Source organism: Ruegeria sp. HKCCD9138 (assembly GCF_057220975.1).
Window position 1 is genome coordinate 137,434 of record NZ_JBWVAZ010000008.1, and the last position, 16,451, is coordinate 153,884.

17 protein-coding genes are annotated in these 16,451 nt (G+C 59.0%); 9 read left to right on the forward strand and 8 right to left on the reverse strand.

Annotated features, from left to right (window positions below; all coding sequences use genetic code 11):
* The first annotated feature begins 56 nt into the window (after positions 1-56).
* Positions 57-1,388, forward strand: a complete 1,332-nt coding sequence (locus AC2TEL_RS14735) for an NAD(P)/FAD-dependent oxidoreductase (protein ID WP_480862583.1) — start codon at positions 57-59, stop codon at positions 1,386-1,388.
* Between the two features lie 122 nt (positions 1,389-1,510).
* On the opposite strand, the gene AC2TEL_RS14740 is transcribed toward AC2TEL_RS14735, so the two are convergent.
* On the reverse strand, positions 1,511-2,443 hold the full coding sequence (locus tag AC2TEL_RS14740) for an MBL fold metallo-hydrolase (RefSeq protein WP_480904845.1): 933 nt from the start codon (positions 2,441-2,443) through the stop codon (positions 1,511-1,513).
* Between the two features lie 117 nt (positions 2,444-2,560).
* On the opposite strand from AC2TEL_RS14740, the gene AC2TEL_RS14745 reads away from it, so the two are divergent.
* Together AC2TEL_RS14745 and gltX are read left to right on the forward strand one after the other, a co-directional pair.
* Positions 2,561-2,995, forward strand: a complete 435-nt coding sequence (locus AC2TEL_RS14745) for a DUF1801 domain-containing protein (protein ID WP_480904848.1) — start codon at positions 2,561-2,563, stop codon at positions 2,993-2,995.
* Between the two features lie 86 nt (positions 2,996-3,081).
* A complete protein-coding gene (gene gltX, locus AC2TEL_RS14750; protein WP_480904851.1) occupies positions 3,082-4,407 on the forward strand; it encodes a glutamate--tRNA ligase in 1,326 nt (441 codons plus the stop codon).
* Positions 4,408-4,482: 75 nt separating this feature from the next.
* Here gltX and AC2TEL_RS14755 read toward each other — a convergent pair whose 3' ends face one another.
* Positions 4,483-5,055, reverse strand: a complete 573-nt coding sequence (locus AC2TEL_RS14755; protein WP_480844114.1) for a gamma-glutamylcyclotransferase family protein — start codon at positions 5,053-5,055, stop codon at positions 4,483-4,485.
* A 95-nt stretch (positions 5,056-5,150) separates the two neighbouring features.
* On the opposite strand from AC2TEL_RS14755, the gene AC2TEL_RS14760 reads away from it, so the two are divergent.
* Complete coding sequence (locus AC2TEL_RS14760; RefSeq protein ID WP_480844115.1) at positions 5,151-5,597, forward strand: RrF2 family transcriptional regulator; 447 nt, start codon at positions 5,151-5,153, stop codon at positions 5,595-5,597.
* Between the two features lie 2 nt (positions 5,598-5,599).
* Here the strand turns inward: AC2TEL_RS14760 and AC2TEL_RS14765 are convergent, their stop codons facing one another.
* Both AC2TEL_RS14765 and AC2TEL_RS14770 read right to left on the reverse strand, forming a co-directional pair.
* Positions 5,600-8,128 (reverse strand): ABC transporter permease, encoded by a 2,529-nt coding sequence (locus AC2TEL_RS14765; protein WP_480904854.1) that lies wholly within the window; start codon positions 8,126-8,128, stop codon positions 5,600-5,602.
* Positions 8,125-8,820, reverse strand: coding sequence for an ABC transporter ATP-binding protein (locus AC2TEL_RS14770; RefSeq protein ID WP_480904857.1), 696 nt, complete (start codon positions 8,818-8,820; stop codon positions 8,125-8,127). The genes AC2TEL_RS14765 and AC2TEL_RS14770 overlap by 4 nt, the downstream gene beginning before the upstream one ends.
* Positions 8,821-8,847: 27 nt before the next feature.
* Between AC2TEL_RS14770 and AC2TEL_RS14775 the strand changes: the two genes are divergently transcribed.
* A complete protein-coding gene (locus AC2TEL_RS14775) occupies positions 8,848-9,513 on the forward strand; it encodes an arylesterase (RefSeq protein ID WP_480904859.1) in 666 nt (221 codons plus the stop codon).
* A 32-nt stretch (positions 9,514-9,545) separates the two neighbouring features.
* Entirely contained in the window at positions 9,546-10,130 is a 585-nt protein-coding gene (locus tag AC2TEL_RS14780; protein WP_480904862.1) for an SOS response-associated peptidase, read from the forward strand.
* A 5-nt stretch (positions 10,131-10,135) separates the two neighbouring features.
* Here the strand turns inward: AC2TEL_RS14780 and AC2TEL_RS14785 are convergent, their stop codons facing one another.
* The 4 genes from AC2TEL_RS14785 to ettA all read right to left on the reverse strand — a co-directional run bounded on the left by AC2TEL_RS14785 (position 10,136) and on the right by ettA (position 13,638).
* The gene (locus tag AC2TEL_RS14785) at positions 10,136-10,693 is read right to left on the reverse strand and encodes a L,D-transpeptidase (protein WP_480844120.1); all 558 of its coding nucleotides are present in this window, start codon (positions 10,691-10,693) and stop codon (positions 10,136-10,138) included.
* 178 nt (positions 10,694-10,871) lie between these two features.
* Positions 10,872-11,078 carry a cold-shock protein gene (locus AC2TEL_RS14790; protein WP_480844121.1) on the reverse strand — a complete coding sequence of 69 codons (207 nt, stop codon included), beginning with the start codon at positions 11,076-11,078 and terminating at the stop codon, positions 10,872-10,874.
* Positions 11,079-11,457: 379 nt separating this feature from the next.
* Positions 11,458-11,733: a hypothetical protein gene (locus AC2TEL_RS14795; RefSeq protein WP_480904864.1), complete on the reverse strand. Its 276-nt coding sequence runs from the start codon at positions 11,731-11,733 to the stop codon at positions 11,458-11,460.
* A 237-nt stretch (positions 11,734-11,970) separates the two neighbouring features.
* Complete coding sequence (gene ettA / locus AC2TEL_RS14800) at positions 11,971-13,638, reverse strand: energy-dependent translational throttle protein EttA (protein WP_480904866.1); 1,668 nt, start codon at positions 13,636-13,638, stop codon at positions 11,971-11,973.
* A gap of 138 nt (positions 13,639-13,776) precedes the next feature.
* On the opposite strand from ettA, the gene AC2TEL_RS14805 reads away from it, so the two are divergent.
* The 3 genes from AC2TEL_RS14805 (at position 13,777) to dacB (ending at position 16,445) form a co-directional block, all read left to right on the forward strand.
* Positions 13,777-14,247 (forward strand): MOSC domain-containing protein, encoded by a 471-nt coding sequence (locus AC2TEL_RS14805; protein ID WP_480904869.1) that lies wholly within the window; start codon positions 13,777-13,779, stop codon positions 14,245-14,247.
* Between the two features lie 32 nt (positions 14,248-14,279).
* On the forward strand, positions 14,280-14,900 hold the full coding sequence (locus AC2TEL_RS14810) for a nicotinate-nucleotide adenylyltransferase (protein ID WP_480844127.1): 621 nt from the start codon (positions 14,280-14,282) through the stop codon (positions 14,898-14,900).
* A 66-nt stretch (positions 14,901-14,966) separates the two neighbouring features.
* On the forward strand, positions 14,967-16,445 hold the full coding sequence (gene dacB / locus AC2TEL_RS14815; RefSeq protein ID WP_480844128.1) for a D-alanyl-D-alanine carboxypeptidase/D-alanyl-D-alanine endopeptidase: 1,479 nt from the start codon (positions 14,967-14,969) through the stop codon (positions 16,443-16,445).
* Positions 16,446-16,451 lie beyond the last annotated feature (6 nt).

Consider the following 16,451-nt stretch of genomic DNA (forward strand, 5'->3'; position numbering starts at 1 on the left):
CTGCACTGCCGTCCTGGGGCTCCATACCGGTCCGAGGAATTGTAGTTGAGCAGTGGATGCCCGGCCCCAAGCCGATACATGTCGAATCCGATTTCACTTTGCCCAAGCAGGTGGACGTAGCCGTAATTGGCGGCGGCATAATAGGTGCGTCCACCGCGCTGGAACTGGCCGAGCGCGGACTTTCGGTTCTTCTGTGTGAAAAAGGTCAGATCGGGGGCGAGCAGAGCTCTCGCAACTGGGGGTGGGTGCGGCTGGGCATGCGCGACCCCCGGGAGATCCCGCTGATGCAGGAATCAATTCGCATCTGGCAGGGGCTGGATGCACGAGTGGGGCGAAAAACCGGCTACGTCCAGTCAGGGATCATGTTTGGAGCGCGGGACGCGTTGTCCGAGGGAAAGTTGAACCGCTGGCTACGTCATCTCGAAGGGCGGCAGACGGGCGCCCGCATGGTGTGGGGCGCCGAGCTGGATCAGCTGTTGCCCGGTATGGCAATGGGGCTGTCCGCAGCGCTCTACACCCCACAGGATGGTCGGGCGGAGCCACAATGGGCAGCACCCGCAATAACCGAGGGCGCCCGGGACAACGGTGCAACGATCGTTACCAACTGTGCGGTCCGCAGTCTCGACATCCAGGCGGGGCGGGTCGCCGGAGTTTTCACCGAGCGGGGTCGTGTGACTTGCGATCGGGTAGTTCTGGCTGGCGGGGCGTGGTCTCGCCTTTTTGCCGGAAACCTCGGTATCGCGTTGCCGCAACTCAAGGTTTTGAACACCGTGATGCGGACGTCGCCGAGCCAGGACGGGCCGGGAATTGCCTTGTGGTCTGACGATTTTGCGATCCGCAAACGGGCAGATGGCGGTTTTACAATTGCTTCAGGGCATGAAAACACCGTGGATATTGTTCCAGACAGCCTCCGTCTGGCTTGGCAATTCCTTCCAGCCTATAAGCAGGAATGGAAATCGCTGCGGTTTCGCCTGTCTCGGCGCTGGTCTGTAGAGGCGCAGCAGAACCGGTCCTGGTTACCTTCAGACATCACGCCGTTTGAAGATTGCCGTATTCTGGACCCGGAACCCTCGAAAAAAGCACTGCGGCAGGCTTTGTCCGCTGCGACCAGGGCTTTCCCGGTTTTGGAGAACTCTGATGTTGTCGAAAGCTGGGCGGGGTTTATTGATGTGACGCCGGATGCAATTCCGGTGATTTCGGAAGTTGAAGACCTGCCGGGCCTGTGGATTGCCACTGGTTTTTCCGGTCACGGTTTCGGAATCGGGCCGGGCGCTGGCCGGTTGGTCGCCGATCTTGTGACGCAGGTAACACCATGCGTCGATCCGATCGCATTTCGCCTGACCCGATTCACGGACGGATCAAAGGTACGGCCAGACCCGGGGTGCTAGGCCTGTTATCCCGAGGGCAACCTACAGCATTTCCGCTTCACAATAGTTCGGCAGCAGACCGTTGCATAAGGGTAATGCGTGCGTAAAACCCCGACGCTCCGCGTGCCGGGGTTTTTCTGTTTCTAGCCCATCATCTGGTAGCTGACCGGGACAAATCGGAACCCGTCGCCGCGGGTTTCAACATACCCGGCTGCCGGGAACGGCATGTGATACCCGATCATAGGCACTTTGTCGGCGGCCAGCATGCCTAACACATTCCGGCGGGCAGCGGTGGCGGCTGCCTTGTCCATATCAAAGCGCACTTCCCATTCTGGATGGGCGAAGGACCAGACATAGTGGTTGGCGAGATCAGCGGTCAGGATCAGGCGTTGGCCATTGCTTTCCAGGTGATAGACCATGTGGCCGGGCGTGTGTCCAAAGGCGGCCATGGCCGTGATGCCGGAGGACACTTCGCCGCCGTCTTCGATATAGCTCATTTTTTCGGCCAGCGGTGTGACTTTGGCCGCAACCAGATCGCCCACACGGTTGCCTGCATCCTGCGCGGCCCAGAAATCGTATTCCGTCGCCGCAGTCACATAGCGCGCGTTTGGAAACGTCGGAGCGTCGTTGGTTGTCATGCCACCGATGTGGTCGGGGTGCATGTGGGTGATGACGACCACGTTGATCTGATCGGGCGTCACGCCCGCGTCTGTCAGTGCAGCCTGAATACCGCCCTGACCTAGACCAGTGTCGAACAAGACCAGTTCTTCGCCGGTTTTGACCAGAGTAGGTGTAAAGAAGAATTGAGCCTTGTCGGCGGGAATGAAGTTTTCCGCCGAAACCTTGGCGAATTCCTCGTCCGATGCGCCGCCGCCGAAGATGTCCTTGGCGCCATCGCGTGGCAGGCTGCCATCCAGCAGCGTCGTGACGGTGAAATCGCCCAGTTGAAAGGACTTGGCAATAGTTGAATTGGCTTTGGTGTCTGCTCCGGCTGCCAGAACAGGTGCAGCCACTGTTGCAAATGGAAAAGCCGCGGCGGTTCCAAGCGCCGCCCGGCGTGTCAGTTTGATGGTCATTGTCGTTCTCCCTGTCAGAACATCAGGTTTTCAACTAGGTCGATGAGCGTTCTCGGCCACTCAAATACCCCCAACACATGGGCTGCGTGGATGAACATTACGTGTTAATTTTTGTTCATGCCGGGATCTCAGAACAAGACCGTTCCAACCAAGCAAAACGTCGAGAGCTTTCTGGCCGGCGTCCACCCAGCGCGCAAAGCGGAAGAGGCGCGGGTTCTGGACGCGCTGTTTCGAGAGGTCACGGGATTTGCGCCGGTGATGTGGGGTCCTTCGATCGTTGGGTATGGCACGTATCACTACCGTTATGACACGGGGCGCGAAGGGGACTTTCTGGCAACCGGGTTTTCACCGCGCAAGGCTGCACATTCGATCTACATCATGCCGGGATACGCCGATTTCACTGAAATCCTGTCCCGATTGGGAAAACACAAGATCGGCAAGTCGTGCTTGTATGTGAACAAACTGCCGGATATCGACCTGGACGTTTTGTCGGAATTGATTGCGGCCGGTCTGAAGGATCTGGGTCGGTATTGGCCTGTCGAGCCGACCTGAGACGCCTCCTGAACGGATGTCACCTTATGCGGCTGCTGGACAAAACGCCGCTCATGTGACAAGAGCCGCGCCAACAGGAGACACCCATGACAACCACCCGTTTTGCCCCGTCGCCCACCGGTTATATCCATGTGGGCAACCTGCGCACCGCCCTGATGAACTATCTGATCGCCCGCAAGGCTGGCGGCACGTTCATCCTGCGCATCGACGACACCGATCCCGAGCGGTCGAAAGAGGAATATGTCGATGCGATCAAGCAGGATCTGGAGTGGCTGGGCCTGCACTGGGATCGGGTAGAACGTCAGTCGGATCGTCTCGACCGCTATGCCGAAGCTGCTGATAAACTGCGCGAGATGGGTCGCTTTTATGAAGCGTTCGAAACGCCGACCGAGCTGGACCTGAAACGCAAGAAGCAATTGAACATGGGCAAGCCGCCGGTCTATGACCGCGCTGCGCTGACCCTGTCGGAGGCCGAGAAGGAGGCCTTGCGCGCCGAGCGTGGAAATGGCGTGTGGCGCTTCAAGCTGGATCACGAGCGGATCGAGTGGAACGACGGCATTCTGGGCGACATCTCGATCGATGCGGCCTCGGTGTCCGACCCGGTGCTGATCCGCGGCGATGGTCAGGTTCTCTACACGATTGCGTCCGTGGTCGATGATACCGAGATGGGCGTGACCGACGTCGTGCGTGGCTCGGACCATGTGACCAACACTGCGACACAGATTCAGATCATTCAGGCGCTGGGCGGGAACCGCCCGCGTTTCGCGCACCACTCGCTGTTGACCGGTCCACAAGGTGAAGCGCTGTCAAAGCGTCTGGGCACACTGGCCCTTCGTGATTTGCGTGAACAGGGCGTTCAGCCGATGGCTCTGCTGAGCCTGATGGCGCGTTTGGGCTCGTCCGATCCGGTCGAGCTGCGTTCGGACATGGCCGAGTTGATCGAAGGGTTCGATGTCAGCCGCTTCGGCGCGGCGCCGACCAAGTTCGATGTGCAGGACCTGTTCCCGCTGACCGCCAAGCACTTGCAGTCTCTGCCTCTGTCAGACGTGGCTGATGCCGTCGCTGATGCAGGCGTGCCAACGGAACTGGCCGAGCCGTTCTGGGCCATGGCACGTGAGAACGTCACCACGCTGAAAGATCTAAAGAGCTGGTGGGAGCTGTGTCGCGATGGGGCAGAACCCCTGATCGCCGAAGAAGATCGCGACTTCATTGCCGATGCCATGGCATTGCTGCCCGAAGGCCCATTCGACGGGGAAACCTGGGGCGCGTGGACCAGCGCCGTTAAGGAAGCCACCGGTCGCAAGGGCAAAGGTCTGTTTATGCCGTTGCGCAAGGCGCTGACCGGAATGGAGCGGGGCCCGGAAATGGCGACCCTGTTGCCGTTGTTGCAGGTGATCCGCGCACGGGGTTAACACGAGGTGCGCGGCTGGTTGAAACCGCATTGCCAGCAAGCCGAGAACCGGGCGGGGTTGTGAGCCCCGCCCTTCTTATCGGGCGTCCTGCAATATGCGCGCGGATAACTGACGCAACCGGTCATCCACGAATTCAGTCTCGGACCGGTTCAACTGCTGGTGGCGCGGATAGCGCGGTTCGCTGCGGTCGTTGAGGACAGGAGCTTCCCAACCATCGGTCGTGGCAAAGAACCGATCCGCGCCTTCAGGGCCAAAAGCGCGCAAGTACCCCTGAACAACAACGTCGATATAGCTCAGCAGAAGAGGATGGCGATTAGTGGGTTCATTCTGGCGGTTCTGTGGCACCGCATAAACCGCGATCTCGACGTCGTGCGTCAGGGGATGGGTGACGCAGTGCGTCGCAGGTATTCGGTCATAGGCCCACTCGCGCTCATCAAGCGCCATCCAATCGTCCTTGGGAACATGCGCAATCATGCCTTCGATTTCGGAATCCGCGTCGGGCACTGCCGTCAGGAAGGCGACGGGGCGCAAGTCCGTATGCCTCCAGGCGCGTCGCCAGCCTTTCAATACAGCCGGTCGCGGGTCAGGGAAATCATGCGTGGCAAGGTTCACAAGGCTGCCATAGCCAAAGAAATAGGGGTCTGCCATGCGTTCAGGCGTCCTTCTGTAGCGATTGATGTATGTCAAACCGCTTTTTTGTCCGGCATGCAATAAGGTTGCATCGTGAATTCTGGGAGGATTCCATGCGGATTACCAAACGGACAAATATAGCTGTGCGGCTGTTGATGTATTGTGCCGCGCATCAGGATCGGCTGGTGACGAAATCCGAGATCGCCGAAGTGTGCAATATTTCGGAAAATCATCTGGCCCAGGTGATCAACCAGCTCAGCCAGTTGAACTATCTCAGCACTCAGCGTGGTCGCAATGGTGGTATGTCGTTGGCGCGGCCCGCGGACCAGATCCGCATCGGGTCTGTATTCCGCCATGTAGAAGGCGGTTTGCCGATTGCCGAGTGTTTTGCTGACGCAGACAATACTTGCCCGCTGACAGATGCCTGCCGGTTGCGGTTGGCACTGCAGGACGCGGCCGAGGTGTTCTATGCCTCGCTGGACGAGATCACGCTGGATGCGCTGGTTTGCGACAATGACCAGCTGATCAGAATTCTGCAGCCCGTCGCCTGCGTACGCTGAAATCAATCGCTGGCGCGCAGGATGCGAGCCGGGCGCGCGGAAAGCGGGCGAATTGCAAATATGAGCCCTGCGCCCAGCGTGACGGCCACTCCGGTTGCGATGATGATCAGCGCCGAGGGCCAGATGACCGCGAAATTTGTTTCAAAGATGTAGGTTGCAACGGCCCATCCGCCGACGATGCCGGTCAACAGGGCGACGCACCCAGCCGCAGCGCCCAGCAAAATGGCGCGTAACGCGAAACTGAGCAGAACCCTGCGGCGATTTGCACCTAAGGTTTTCAGGATCGCAGCTTCGTATCTGCGCGCGGGCTCTCCTGCCGCTGCGGCGCCGATCAGCACCAGAAACCCGGTTAGGAGTGAGACGCCGGCCCCGTATGATGTGGCAGCCGCCAAACCTTCCAGCAGGCCGGAGACCCGGTCGATCGCATCCCGTACGCGGATTGCCGTGATGTTGGGAAACTGCCCGGCCAGATCGCGCAGGATAACGGCCTCAGCCTGTTCTTCGGCATAAACCGTCGCGATAAAGCTGTGTGGCGCCCCGGATAGCGCTGACGGGTTCATCGACATGATAAAGCCCATCCCAGCGGTGGAGAAATCTACTTCGCGCAGCGATGTCAACTCCGCCGTGATATCTCGCCCAAGGATGTTTACCGTCAGTTCATCGCCCAGCTTCAGACCCATTTCGATGGCTTCTTCGGCGGCAAAGCTGACTTGGGGTTGTCCCAGATAATCTTCAGGCCACCATTCCCCGGCTGTGATACGGGCGTTCTCGGGTGGATGGGTGGAATAAGTGACGCCCCGATCCCCTTCCAGAACCCAGTGATCGCCGGCAACCTCGCTGGCGGGGCGACCGTTGATTTGCGTAATGATGCCCCGCAGCATCGGCGCGCTTTCGATCCGGCTGACGGCTGGGTCGGTGTCGAGCCGCCGGGAAAAGCCGGGCATTTGCTCCTTTTGGATGTCGACAAAGAAGTATGACGGGGCCACATCCGGGAGGTTGCCTGAAATCGCATTGCGCAAGGTGCCGTCGATCTGACCTACAGCGGCCAATACCGACAGGCCCAGACCAAGTGACAACACAACGGATGCCGCGCCTTCACGCGGGCCGGAAATGGCGGATAAGGCCCAACGCAGGGAGGGGCGACCACGCGCCAGCGGGCCGCCCTTTCGCGCGAGCCATTGAATGGCAAAGGCCGACAGTGACAGAAGAAGCAGCGCGCCGACAATGCCGCCGCCGGTCCACAAGGTAAGCCTCGCTGAACCGCTGAAAACTGCGGCAGCAGCGAGTAACATCGCCAGTCCGACACCGGTTGCCAGGACGTATACAGGGCGCGGGATGCGACGGGCCGAAGACAGTGCATCCCGAAAAAGGGTCGCTGCGCGAACTTCTTCCGTGCGGGCTAGGGGCCACAATGTGAACAGGAATGCCGTGAGAAGGCCATACAATGCCGCCTCGGCAAGAGGTTGCGGGTAGAGTGTGAACACCGCCGGCACGGGCAACCGGCTTTCGATTGCCGGGGCCAGAAGCAGGGGAAGAATCCCGCCCAGGACCACACCGATCAGAATACCAAGGCCTGACAGAACACCGATCTGGATCATGTAGGTCTGAAAAATCGTCGCCCGGTCCGCGCCTATTGTGCGCAAGGTCGCGATGGTATCGGTCTTCTGTGCCAAATAGGCGCGGACCGCTGCCGAGACACCAATCCCTCCGACAGCCAGCCCGGACAGGCCGACCAGAACCAGAAACGCGCTCAGACGCCCCACGAATTCAGTGATCCCCGGCGCACCGTTGCGTGCATCGGTCCACCGCATTCCGGTGCCATCAAAGGCTTGCCCCGCCTCAGTCGAGATCGTGCCGAGATCGGTATTCCGCGGCAGGTCCAGACGGTATTTCGTGGAAAACAAAGTACCCGGCTGCAACAGTCCGGAATTACCCAGATCCTGTGTTCGAACCAGAGTGCGAGGGCCGAGTGCAAATCCATCGGCTGCGCCATCTGGTTCATTCTCCAGCGCAGCCATCAGCACGAATTCCTGCGTGCCAAGGGCAAACTCGTCGCCCACGGAAAGGCCCAAGCGATCAACAAGAACGGGATCCATGACGGCGCCTGGTAGACCGTTTGTCCCTGCAAGTGCTGCGGCGAGTGAGATTTCTGGCTTCAGTCCGACTTCGCCCAACAAAGGATAGGCGTCATCCACTGCTTTTACCTGGGTCAGCGCCCGCTGAACGTCGCCATTCCGGTCGATAACTGCCATCGACCGGAAATCGACAACCTCGGACACGGCGTTTGCGGACGTGTCCATCCACGCCCGCTCCTGATCGTTCGCAAAACGATAGGTGAATTCCAGCTCGGCATCCCCGCCAAGCAGCGCCGCCCCTTCCTGTTTCAGCCCAGCCTCGATCGCCGAACGCACAGACCCAACAGCCGCAATGGCTGCGACACCCAATGCGAGGCAGGCCAGAAAGACCCGGAACCCACGCAACCCACCGCGCAATTCCCGGCGTGCCATGCGTCCCGCAAGCCGCAGGCTCATTCCGCGGCCTCTTTGGTGACATTCTCGGAAATGCGGCCATCCCTCAGCCGGACGATCCGATTGCATTTCTGTGCCAGCGAATGGCTGTGGGTGACCAGAACGAGAGTTGCCCCATGCTTGTCGCGCAGGCCGAACAAGAGATCGACGATGGCGTTCCCGTTTGCCTCATCGAGATTCCCTGTCGGCTCGTCCGCGAGCAAAATCTGCGGTCGCGGAGCCGAGGCGCGCGCCAGCGCCACGCGCTGCTGTTCTCCACCGGAAAGCTGCGCGGGATAGTGATCGCTGCGATGAGACAAGCCTACGGTCTGCAATTCCTGTTCAGCCCGGTCGAACGCATCCTTGTGCCCAGCCAGCTCTAATGGCGTGGCCACGTTTTCCAGCGCGGTCATGGTTGGGATCAGGTGAAAGTTCTGAAAGACGACACCCATGGTGTCTCGTCTGAACCGCGCCAGCGCATCTTCATCCATACCGGTCAAGTCGCGGCCCAGCGCGGTCACGCTACCACTGGTCGCCTGTTCAAGCCCCCCCATCAGCATCAACAACGACGATTTGCCGGATCCGGACGGGCCAACCAATGCAAGTGTTTCGCCCTTGTCGACAGTCAGATTGATGTTGTGCAGGATATCGACACGCCCTGCATTGCCATCCAGTGACAATGCGGCATCATTTAACGAGAGAACGGGTGTCGTCATCAGTCATTCCAAAAGGAGAACAGTCAATTGGGATATGGCGCTGAACAGAATTTCCGCAAGGCTTTGATTTCGACTGTTATCATCTGTTGCGGCATGTCGGCCACAGCCGAACCCGTTGTAATCGCCGCGTTGGGGGATTCTCTGACCCAGGGCTACGGGTTGGTCGAACAGGATGGATTTGTCCCGCAGCTTGAGCGTTGGCTTGTTGAGCAGGGCGCGGAAGTCCGGCTGATCAACGCTGGTGTCTCGGGAGACACCACTGCCGGAGGGGCTGCGCGCGTGGAATGGACCCTGACGCCCGACGTGGACGGGATGATCGTGGCACTGGGTGGCAATGACCTGTTACGCGGCATAGATCCCAAGGTGTCACGCGCAAATCTTGCTACGATCCTGACAGCCGCACGAGAGGCGAGCGTTGAAGTCTTGTTGATCGGGATGCAGGCTCCGGGAAACTATGGCCCCGAATACAAGCAGACGTTTGATGCGATGTATCCGGAATTGGCGCAGGAGTTTCAGGTGCACTATGTCGAAAGTTTCTTCGATGGGTTGCAGCCGGATGGTGATCCGAATGCGGTAGGGCAGTTCATGCAACCCGACGGCATTCATCCGAACGCAACTGGGGTTGAACGGATTGTCGATGCTATTGGGCCCGAGGTGCTGGAACTGGTCGACGCCTCGGCCAGGCAGGACTAGGCAATGCCTGGGCGTTTTTTCTGACGCGATCAATGGCTGAGATTGCGGAAGCATTGAATGTTCCGAACAATGTCGGCCCGCAACCGCCACGGTACAACATTCAGCCAGGACAAGAGGTGATCGTACTGACCAAGGCTGGCCTGACGTCCATGCGTTGGGGCATGATCCCGGTTGGACGGGTCAATGCACGCGGGCGTCCGGTCATGGAAACCATAATCAACGCCCGCTCAGAGACGGTTTTTGACAAATCGGCATTCGAAGGCGTTGGCCGGGCCGTCGTGCCGGTGGACGGATGGTATGAATGGACCGGAGAAAAACGCCGAAAAACCGCTTGGCGTATCGCCTCGGCAAATGGTGCGCCCTTGTTCTTTGCCGCTATCACGGACAGCTGGCAAGCCCCCGGCGGGCTGCGCGTCGATCAATTCGCCGCCGTCACGTGCGAACCGAATGCCGATCTTGAACCCATTCATCACCGAATGGGCGTCTTGCTGGATCACACAGGCATTCAGACCTGGCTTACCGGCTCTGAAGCGCAAGCCAAAACGTTGGCGCGTCCCTGGCCGGACGGTTTGTTGCAGATCCAAGAAGCTACGGATGTCGATTGGTCCGGGCCCTGAAGGGTTCAGACCACCGTGACGACTGTACCGATCGGAACCCGTTCATAAAGGTCGATGACGTGTTCGTTCAGCATCCGAATGCATCCGTTTGACACTGCATGGCCGATTGTCTGCGGCTGTGTCGTTCCATGAATTCGGAAATAGGTGTCGACCCCGTTCTGGAACAAATACAACGCCCGAGCCCCCAGGGGGTTGTCGCCACCGCCGGGCTGAACATAGTCGTTGTCCTTGAATTTCGCATAAGTCACCGGTTCACGCTCGATCATCTCGTCGGTCGGGCGCCAGGTCGGCCATTCCTTCTTTACATCGATCGTTGCGGTGCCGGTGAACTCAAGACCAGCCTTACCAACGCCACAGCCATAGCGGATCGCCTTGCGCGGTTCGGTTACGAAATACAGGTAGAACGAGCGTGGAGCGACCAGAAGCTGACCCGGCACAAATTGCTTTTTGATCCGCACATATTGCGGCGTCGGATCGTATTCGACTTTTTTCTTGGCGCTGGCGAGCGTCGGGAGCAGGCTGGCTGTGGCCGACGTGGCCAGAAAGGTGCGGCGTGTGAACATGGCGAGCCTCATCAAAATACCAAAGAAATCATAACTGTAATTTCAGTATGATAATCGATTTGGACAATCTTGAGGCAGAGTCACCGAATTGTGATGTCGCCTGAAGGCCACACCTGCGTGAAATCGCTGGGTTTGAGAAAAGAAAAAGGGCAGAGAATTCCTCTGCCCTTTCAACTGGTTAGGCCAGTTCGATATTGTCCGCGCTTTCGCGGCCGTCACGACCCGAGCGAAGCTCGTACGTGACTTTCTGGTTGTCGGCCAGACCGGTCAGGCCCGAACGCTCGACGGACGAGATGTGGACGAAGATGTCTTTGCCGCCATCTTCGGGTGCGATAAAGCCGTAGCCTTTGGTGGTGTTGAACCATTTTACGGTGCCTGCGGGCATTCCGTTGTCTCCTGTTTTAGTGCTGCCCACGGTGTTGCGGCAGCCCGGCGTCGTTGTCTGTATCGATAGACTGAGCGCCGTAGAAGGAGACAGTAGGTCGAAATAGAAAAACGTAAGCCTCTTGGATATGGCATCGGTCAGGCGATGTGGCAAGGGCGGATTGTACGGAATGTACCTTGCTTTCAGGGCTCAACGGGCGTTTTGAACGTAAATCCGCCGAGAAATAAGCACCTGATCGCGGGTCGTATTCATCGGTCAATCATGCTTCTGGTATAGGCCGAGCTGATTGGAGAGGAGCGGCACCAAAACGGGAGGCGCGTTCGGACTGCCGAAGGGTGTGTGATGGAGTTGAAATCCAACTTTCTTTTGCCGTTGCCACTCAAGGCGAAGGTATGTTGCAGTGTTTTTCAAAAAACAAAAAAACACGCCGAGAATCACGCAGTTTAAATCGGGCTTCACCGCGGGCGGATTTGAAAACCAGAGTACCTTTCTCATCCCGAGCAATAGCTTGAATGATCCGAGCGTCGTCTTTTGGGTTTTTGGCGATCAATCTTGTTTGACTTCCCGTTTTGGAAAGTTCCATGTCATATGAGTTGCCGCCAACCAGAATACTGGAGCGCGTAATTCCAGCGAGATCAAAATTGGCTTTCAGCATCGGAGTAATCGCCTTACGCCTCGCGGACCCCCAAAGCAGAATAGACGCCTTAGCGGACGGACTTTCACAATTCCGAATATTACACTTGAGGGCCTGACAACTGAGACCGTCTTTCCCAGTTTCGAATACACGTACATCCCACGCTCCAATTCGCTTCGATTGAAGTTCCTTCAGTCCTTCTGCATGGGAAAACGTGGCGAAGGCACATAAAAAAAGTGATAGAAGGATACGCATGACTTACCGCGCAAACTTTTTATGCTTTAACCGCTTGGGCTCCAGCGCGTCCGGGCCCAGACGGCGCTTTTTGTCCTCTTCGTAGTCCTCGAAGTTGCCCTCGAACCATTCCACATGGGCATCGCCCTCGAACGCCAGAATATGCGTACAAATCCGGTCGAGGAAGAAGCGGTCGTGTGAGATGACGACGGCGCAGCCGGCGAAATCGACCAGTGCGTCTTCCAGTGCGCGCAGGGTTTCGACGTCCAGATCGTTGGTCGGTTCGTCGAGCAGCAGGACGTTGCCGCCCTCTTTCAGCAGGCGGGCCATGTGGACGCGGTTGCGCTCACCGCCTGACAACAGCGAGACTTTCTTCTGCTGATCGCCGCCCTTGAAGTTGAAGGACGAGCAATAGGCGCGGGAATTGACCTGCGCGTCGCCCAGCTGGATGATTTCGGCGCCGCCGGTGATCGCTTCCCACACGGTGTCGTTGTCTTTCAGGTCGTCGCGGGACTGGTCGACATAGGACAGCTCGACCGTGTCGCCCAGCGTGATGGTGCCGGTGTCGGGCTGTTCCTGACCCGTCAGCATCTTGAACAGGGTCGATTTACCGGCACCGTTGGGGCCGATGACGCCGACGATGCCGCCGGGGGGCAGGGCGAAATCCAGCCCTTCGATCAGCTGCTTGTCGCCCATGTGCTTCGACAGGCCCTCGACCTCGATCACCTTGCCGCCAAGGCGCTGGCCGTTGGGGATGACGATCTGGGCGCGGGTGAGCTTTTCGCGCTCGGACTGTTCGGCCAGTTCGTTATAGGCGTTGATCCGGGCCTTGGATTTGGCCTGCCGCGCTTTCTGACCCTGACGCATCCATTCCAGTTCGCGCTGGAGGGTTTTCTGCTTGGACTTGTCCTCGCGGGCTTCCTGTTCCAGCCGCTTGGCTTTTTGTTCCAGCCACGCGGAATAGTTGCCCTCGTACGGGATGCCGCGGCCACGGTCGAGTTCGAGGATCCAGCCGGTGATGTCATCCAGGAAGTAACGGTCGTGGGTGACGATCAGGATGGTGCCTTTGTAGTCGATCAGGTGCTGTTGCAGCCAGGCGATGGTCTCGGCGTCCAGGTGGTTGGTCGGTTCGTCGAGCAGCAGCATGTCGGGCGCTTCCAGCAGCAGCTTGCAGAGCGCCACACGGCGTTTCTCACCGCCCGAGAGGTTAGAGATGTTGGCGTCGTCCGGCGGGCAGCGCAGCGCCTCCATCGAGACGTCGATCTGGCTGTCGAGGTCCCACAGGTTTTCCGCGTCGATTGCGTCCTGTAGGGTGGTCATTTCCTCCATCAGCTCGTCCGAGTAGTTCTCGGCGATCTCCATGGCAATTTCGTTGAAACGGTCGACCTTGGCCTTTTTCGCGGCCACGCCCAGCATGACGTTTTCGCGGACGGTCAGCGATTCATCCAGCTGCGGTTCCTGCGGCAAATAGCCGACCTTGGCGCCCTCGGCGGCCCATGCCTCGCCGGTGAAGTCGGTATCGAGGCCGGCCATGATCTTCATCAGTGTCGATTTACCCGCGCCGTTGACGCCGACAACACCGATTTTCACGCCGGGCAGAAAGCTCAGGTGGATGTTTTCAAAGCACTTCTTGCCACCGGGATAAGTCTTTGAGACACCCTGCATGTGGTAGACATATTGATAGGCGGCCATGTCGCGTCCTCTGGGTCGGGGAAATCGGGTTGATCCGCTGGATATCCGAGCCGGGCGAGCGGGGCAAGCTGGTGGTTTTGTGAATTTCGATTGTCGATTGTGCGGGCTAATCTGACTGGATCGGATGAGGGGGAAGGTTTGTCAAAACTGGCGGAATTGATTGCTGGCTGGGCGCAGCCCGGTCATGTCGCTTGGATCGGGATTCGACCCGGGCGACTTGTAGAAATGGCTGCTCTGGCGGAGGTTCTGATTTCTGAGACCGGGTTGGACGGCGATCGGGGCAGGTCGGGCAAGCGGGCGGTGACTCTGATCCAACAGGAGCATCTGGCGGCGATTGGTTCCTATCTTGGGCAAGGGCCGATTGCGCCGGAAATCCTGTGGCGCAATCTGGTGGTTTCAGGGATCAATCTGGCCGCGCTCAAAGGGCGCGAGGTGCAGGTGGGGGATGCTGTTCTGCGCTTTACCGTGATTTGCGCGCCGTGCAGCCGGATGGAGGAGGCGCTGGGCAAGGGAGGCTATTCGGCCGTGCGGGGGCATGGGGGATGGTGTGCCGAAGTCATCAAGCCGGGGCGGGTTTGTCTGGGTGATGCGGTACAACCTGTTGATTGACAACAGCCCGTAGTTCTGAACATCAGCAAGGGATGGAGCGATACAGCATTCCATATGCGCGGCCCGGGCAGGTCGTGGGCTTGTTCGGTGGGTCATTCGATCCGCCGCATCAGGGGCATGTGCATGTGACGCGTGAGGCGATGAAGGCTTTTGGCCTGGATCGCGTGTGGTGGATGGTGTCGCCCGGTAATCCGCTGAAGGCGAGAGGGCCTGCGCCGCTGGCGCAGCGAATGAATGCGGCGCGAAACGTCATGCAGCACCCACGGGTAGAAGTGACGGATGTCGAGGCGCTGACGGGGACGCGGGCGACGGCGGATACTCTGGCGGTGCTACGGCAATTGTACCCTCGGGTGAAATTCGTCTGGCTGATGGGTGCGGACAATCTGGCGCAGTTTCACAAGTGGAAGGATTGGCGGTTGATCATGGACAGCGTGCCGGTGGGTGTCGTGGCGCGGCCGGGGGATCGTATCTCGGCCCGGATGTCTCCGGCGGCGCGGGTCTATGCCAAGTACCGGATCGACGGGCAGGCGCGGCATCTGTTGGGGCGGGCGGCTGCTCCGGCCTGGTGTTTCGTGAATGTGCCGATGGTCGATGTAAGCTCGACCGAAATTCGCACGCGGGGCGATTGGGCAAATGGTGTGTTGCCTGAATAGCCCCACTGCGTTCATTATCCATTTCGGTGGTTGTTTGCCGGAGATCTCTGGGATTTTAATTGGCCCATGACTGATCGTTTTTCGCGTCGCGCTTTTCTCGGAGGGCTCGGAGCCGCTCTGGTCCCGGCCACTGCTTTTGCCGAAGCCCCCTTGGTGTCGCTGCGGCCTCAGCTCAGGGGTATTCAGCTAACTGGCGCCGAGCGTCTTGTTAAGTCCTCCGGACTGCGGGGCGAGGTTGTCTTCGCCGTCGCCGATGTGAAAACCGGCGCTCCGCTGGAGACATTTGGTGCAGAACGGGGTTTGCCACCTGCCAGTGTAGCCAAGGCATTGACGGCGCTTTACGCGTTGGACGTTCTTGGCCCGAATTTTCGATTTGAAACCGCGTTGATGGCGGATGGCCCGATCGAAAACGGCGTCCTCATGGGCGATCTGATTCTGGTCGGCGGCGGTGATCCGCTGTTGGACACGGATGCGTTGGCCACGATGGCAGCCAATTTGCGCGAGGCCGGGATTACCGAAGTTCGCGGGGCTTTCAAGGTCTATGACGGGGCATTGCCTTATGTATTCAGCATCGACCCGGGCCAACCGGACCATCTTGGTTACAGCCCTGCGCTCAGCGGTATTTCGCTGAACTTCAACCGCGTGCATTTCGAGTGGAAGCGCGACGGTACCAGCTATGACGTATCCATGGACGCGCGCAGTCAACGGTACAGGCCTTCGGTCGACATGGCGTCGATGCGGGTCGAGAAGCGCAGTCTTCCCATCTACACCTATCAACCCAGTGCACGTCAGGACCGTTGGACCGTGGCCAAAGGAGCACTTGGCAATGGCGGGGCACGATGGTTGCCGGTGCGCAAGCCGGCACTTTATGCAGGTGACGTGTTTCGAACACTGGCGCGGTCGAACGGCATCGTGCTGGGTCGTGTGCAGATCACACGTGAAGTGCCTCAGGGAACTGTACTGGTGGTACACCAAAGCGATCCGCTGGACAGCATATTGCGCGGAATGTTGAAATATTCGACCAATGTCACGGCGGAAATGGTTGGGATGGCGGCGTCGACTGCGCGCGGCGCTGACTTGCACGACCTTGCAGATTCGGCGGCTGAAATGAACCGGTGGGCCTCAGATGTTTACGGCGTGGATGGGATCGCCATGGTCGATCACTCCGGACTAGGGGACGCGTCGCGTATGGCGCCTGACGATCTGGTCGCTGTTTTGGTAGCGGCGCGGAATTCAGAGGCGCTGCGCCCTTTGCTAAAGCCATTTGCCCTGACCGACCGCAATGGTCGGCCGGTCAAAAATCATCCCATCACTGTCGACGCAAAAACTGGCACGCTGAATTTCGTTTCGGGACTGGGCGGGTTTTTGACAACAGCCGATGGTGCCGAACTGGCTTTTGCCATTTTCACGGCTGATGTGGCTCGACGCGCTAAAATTCCCCGCGCGCATCGCGAGCGTCCGGACGGGGCACGCAGCTGGAACAGCAGGTCTCGCAAATTGCAGCGCGCGCTTATTGAGCGATGGGGAGCCCTGTATGGGAGTTGACGCTCA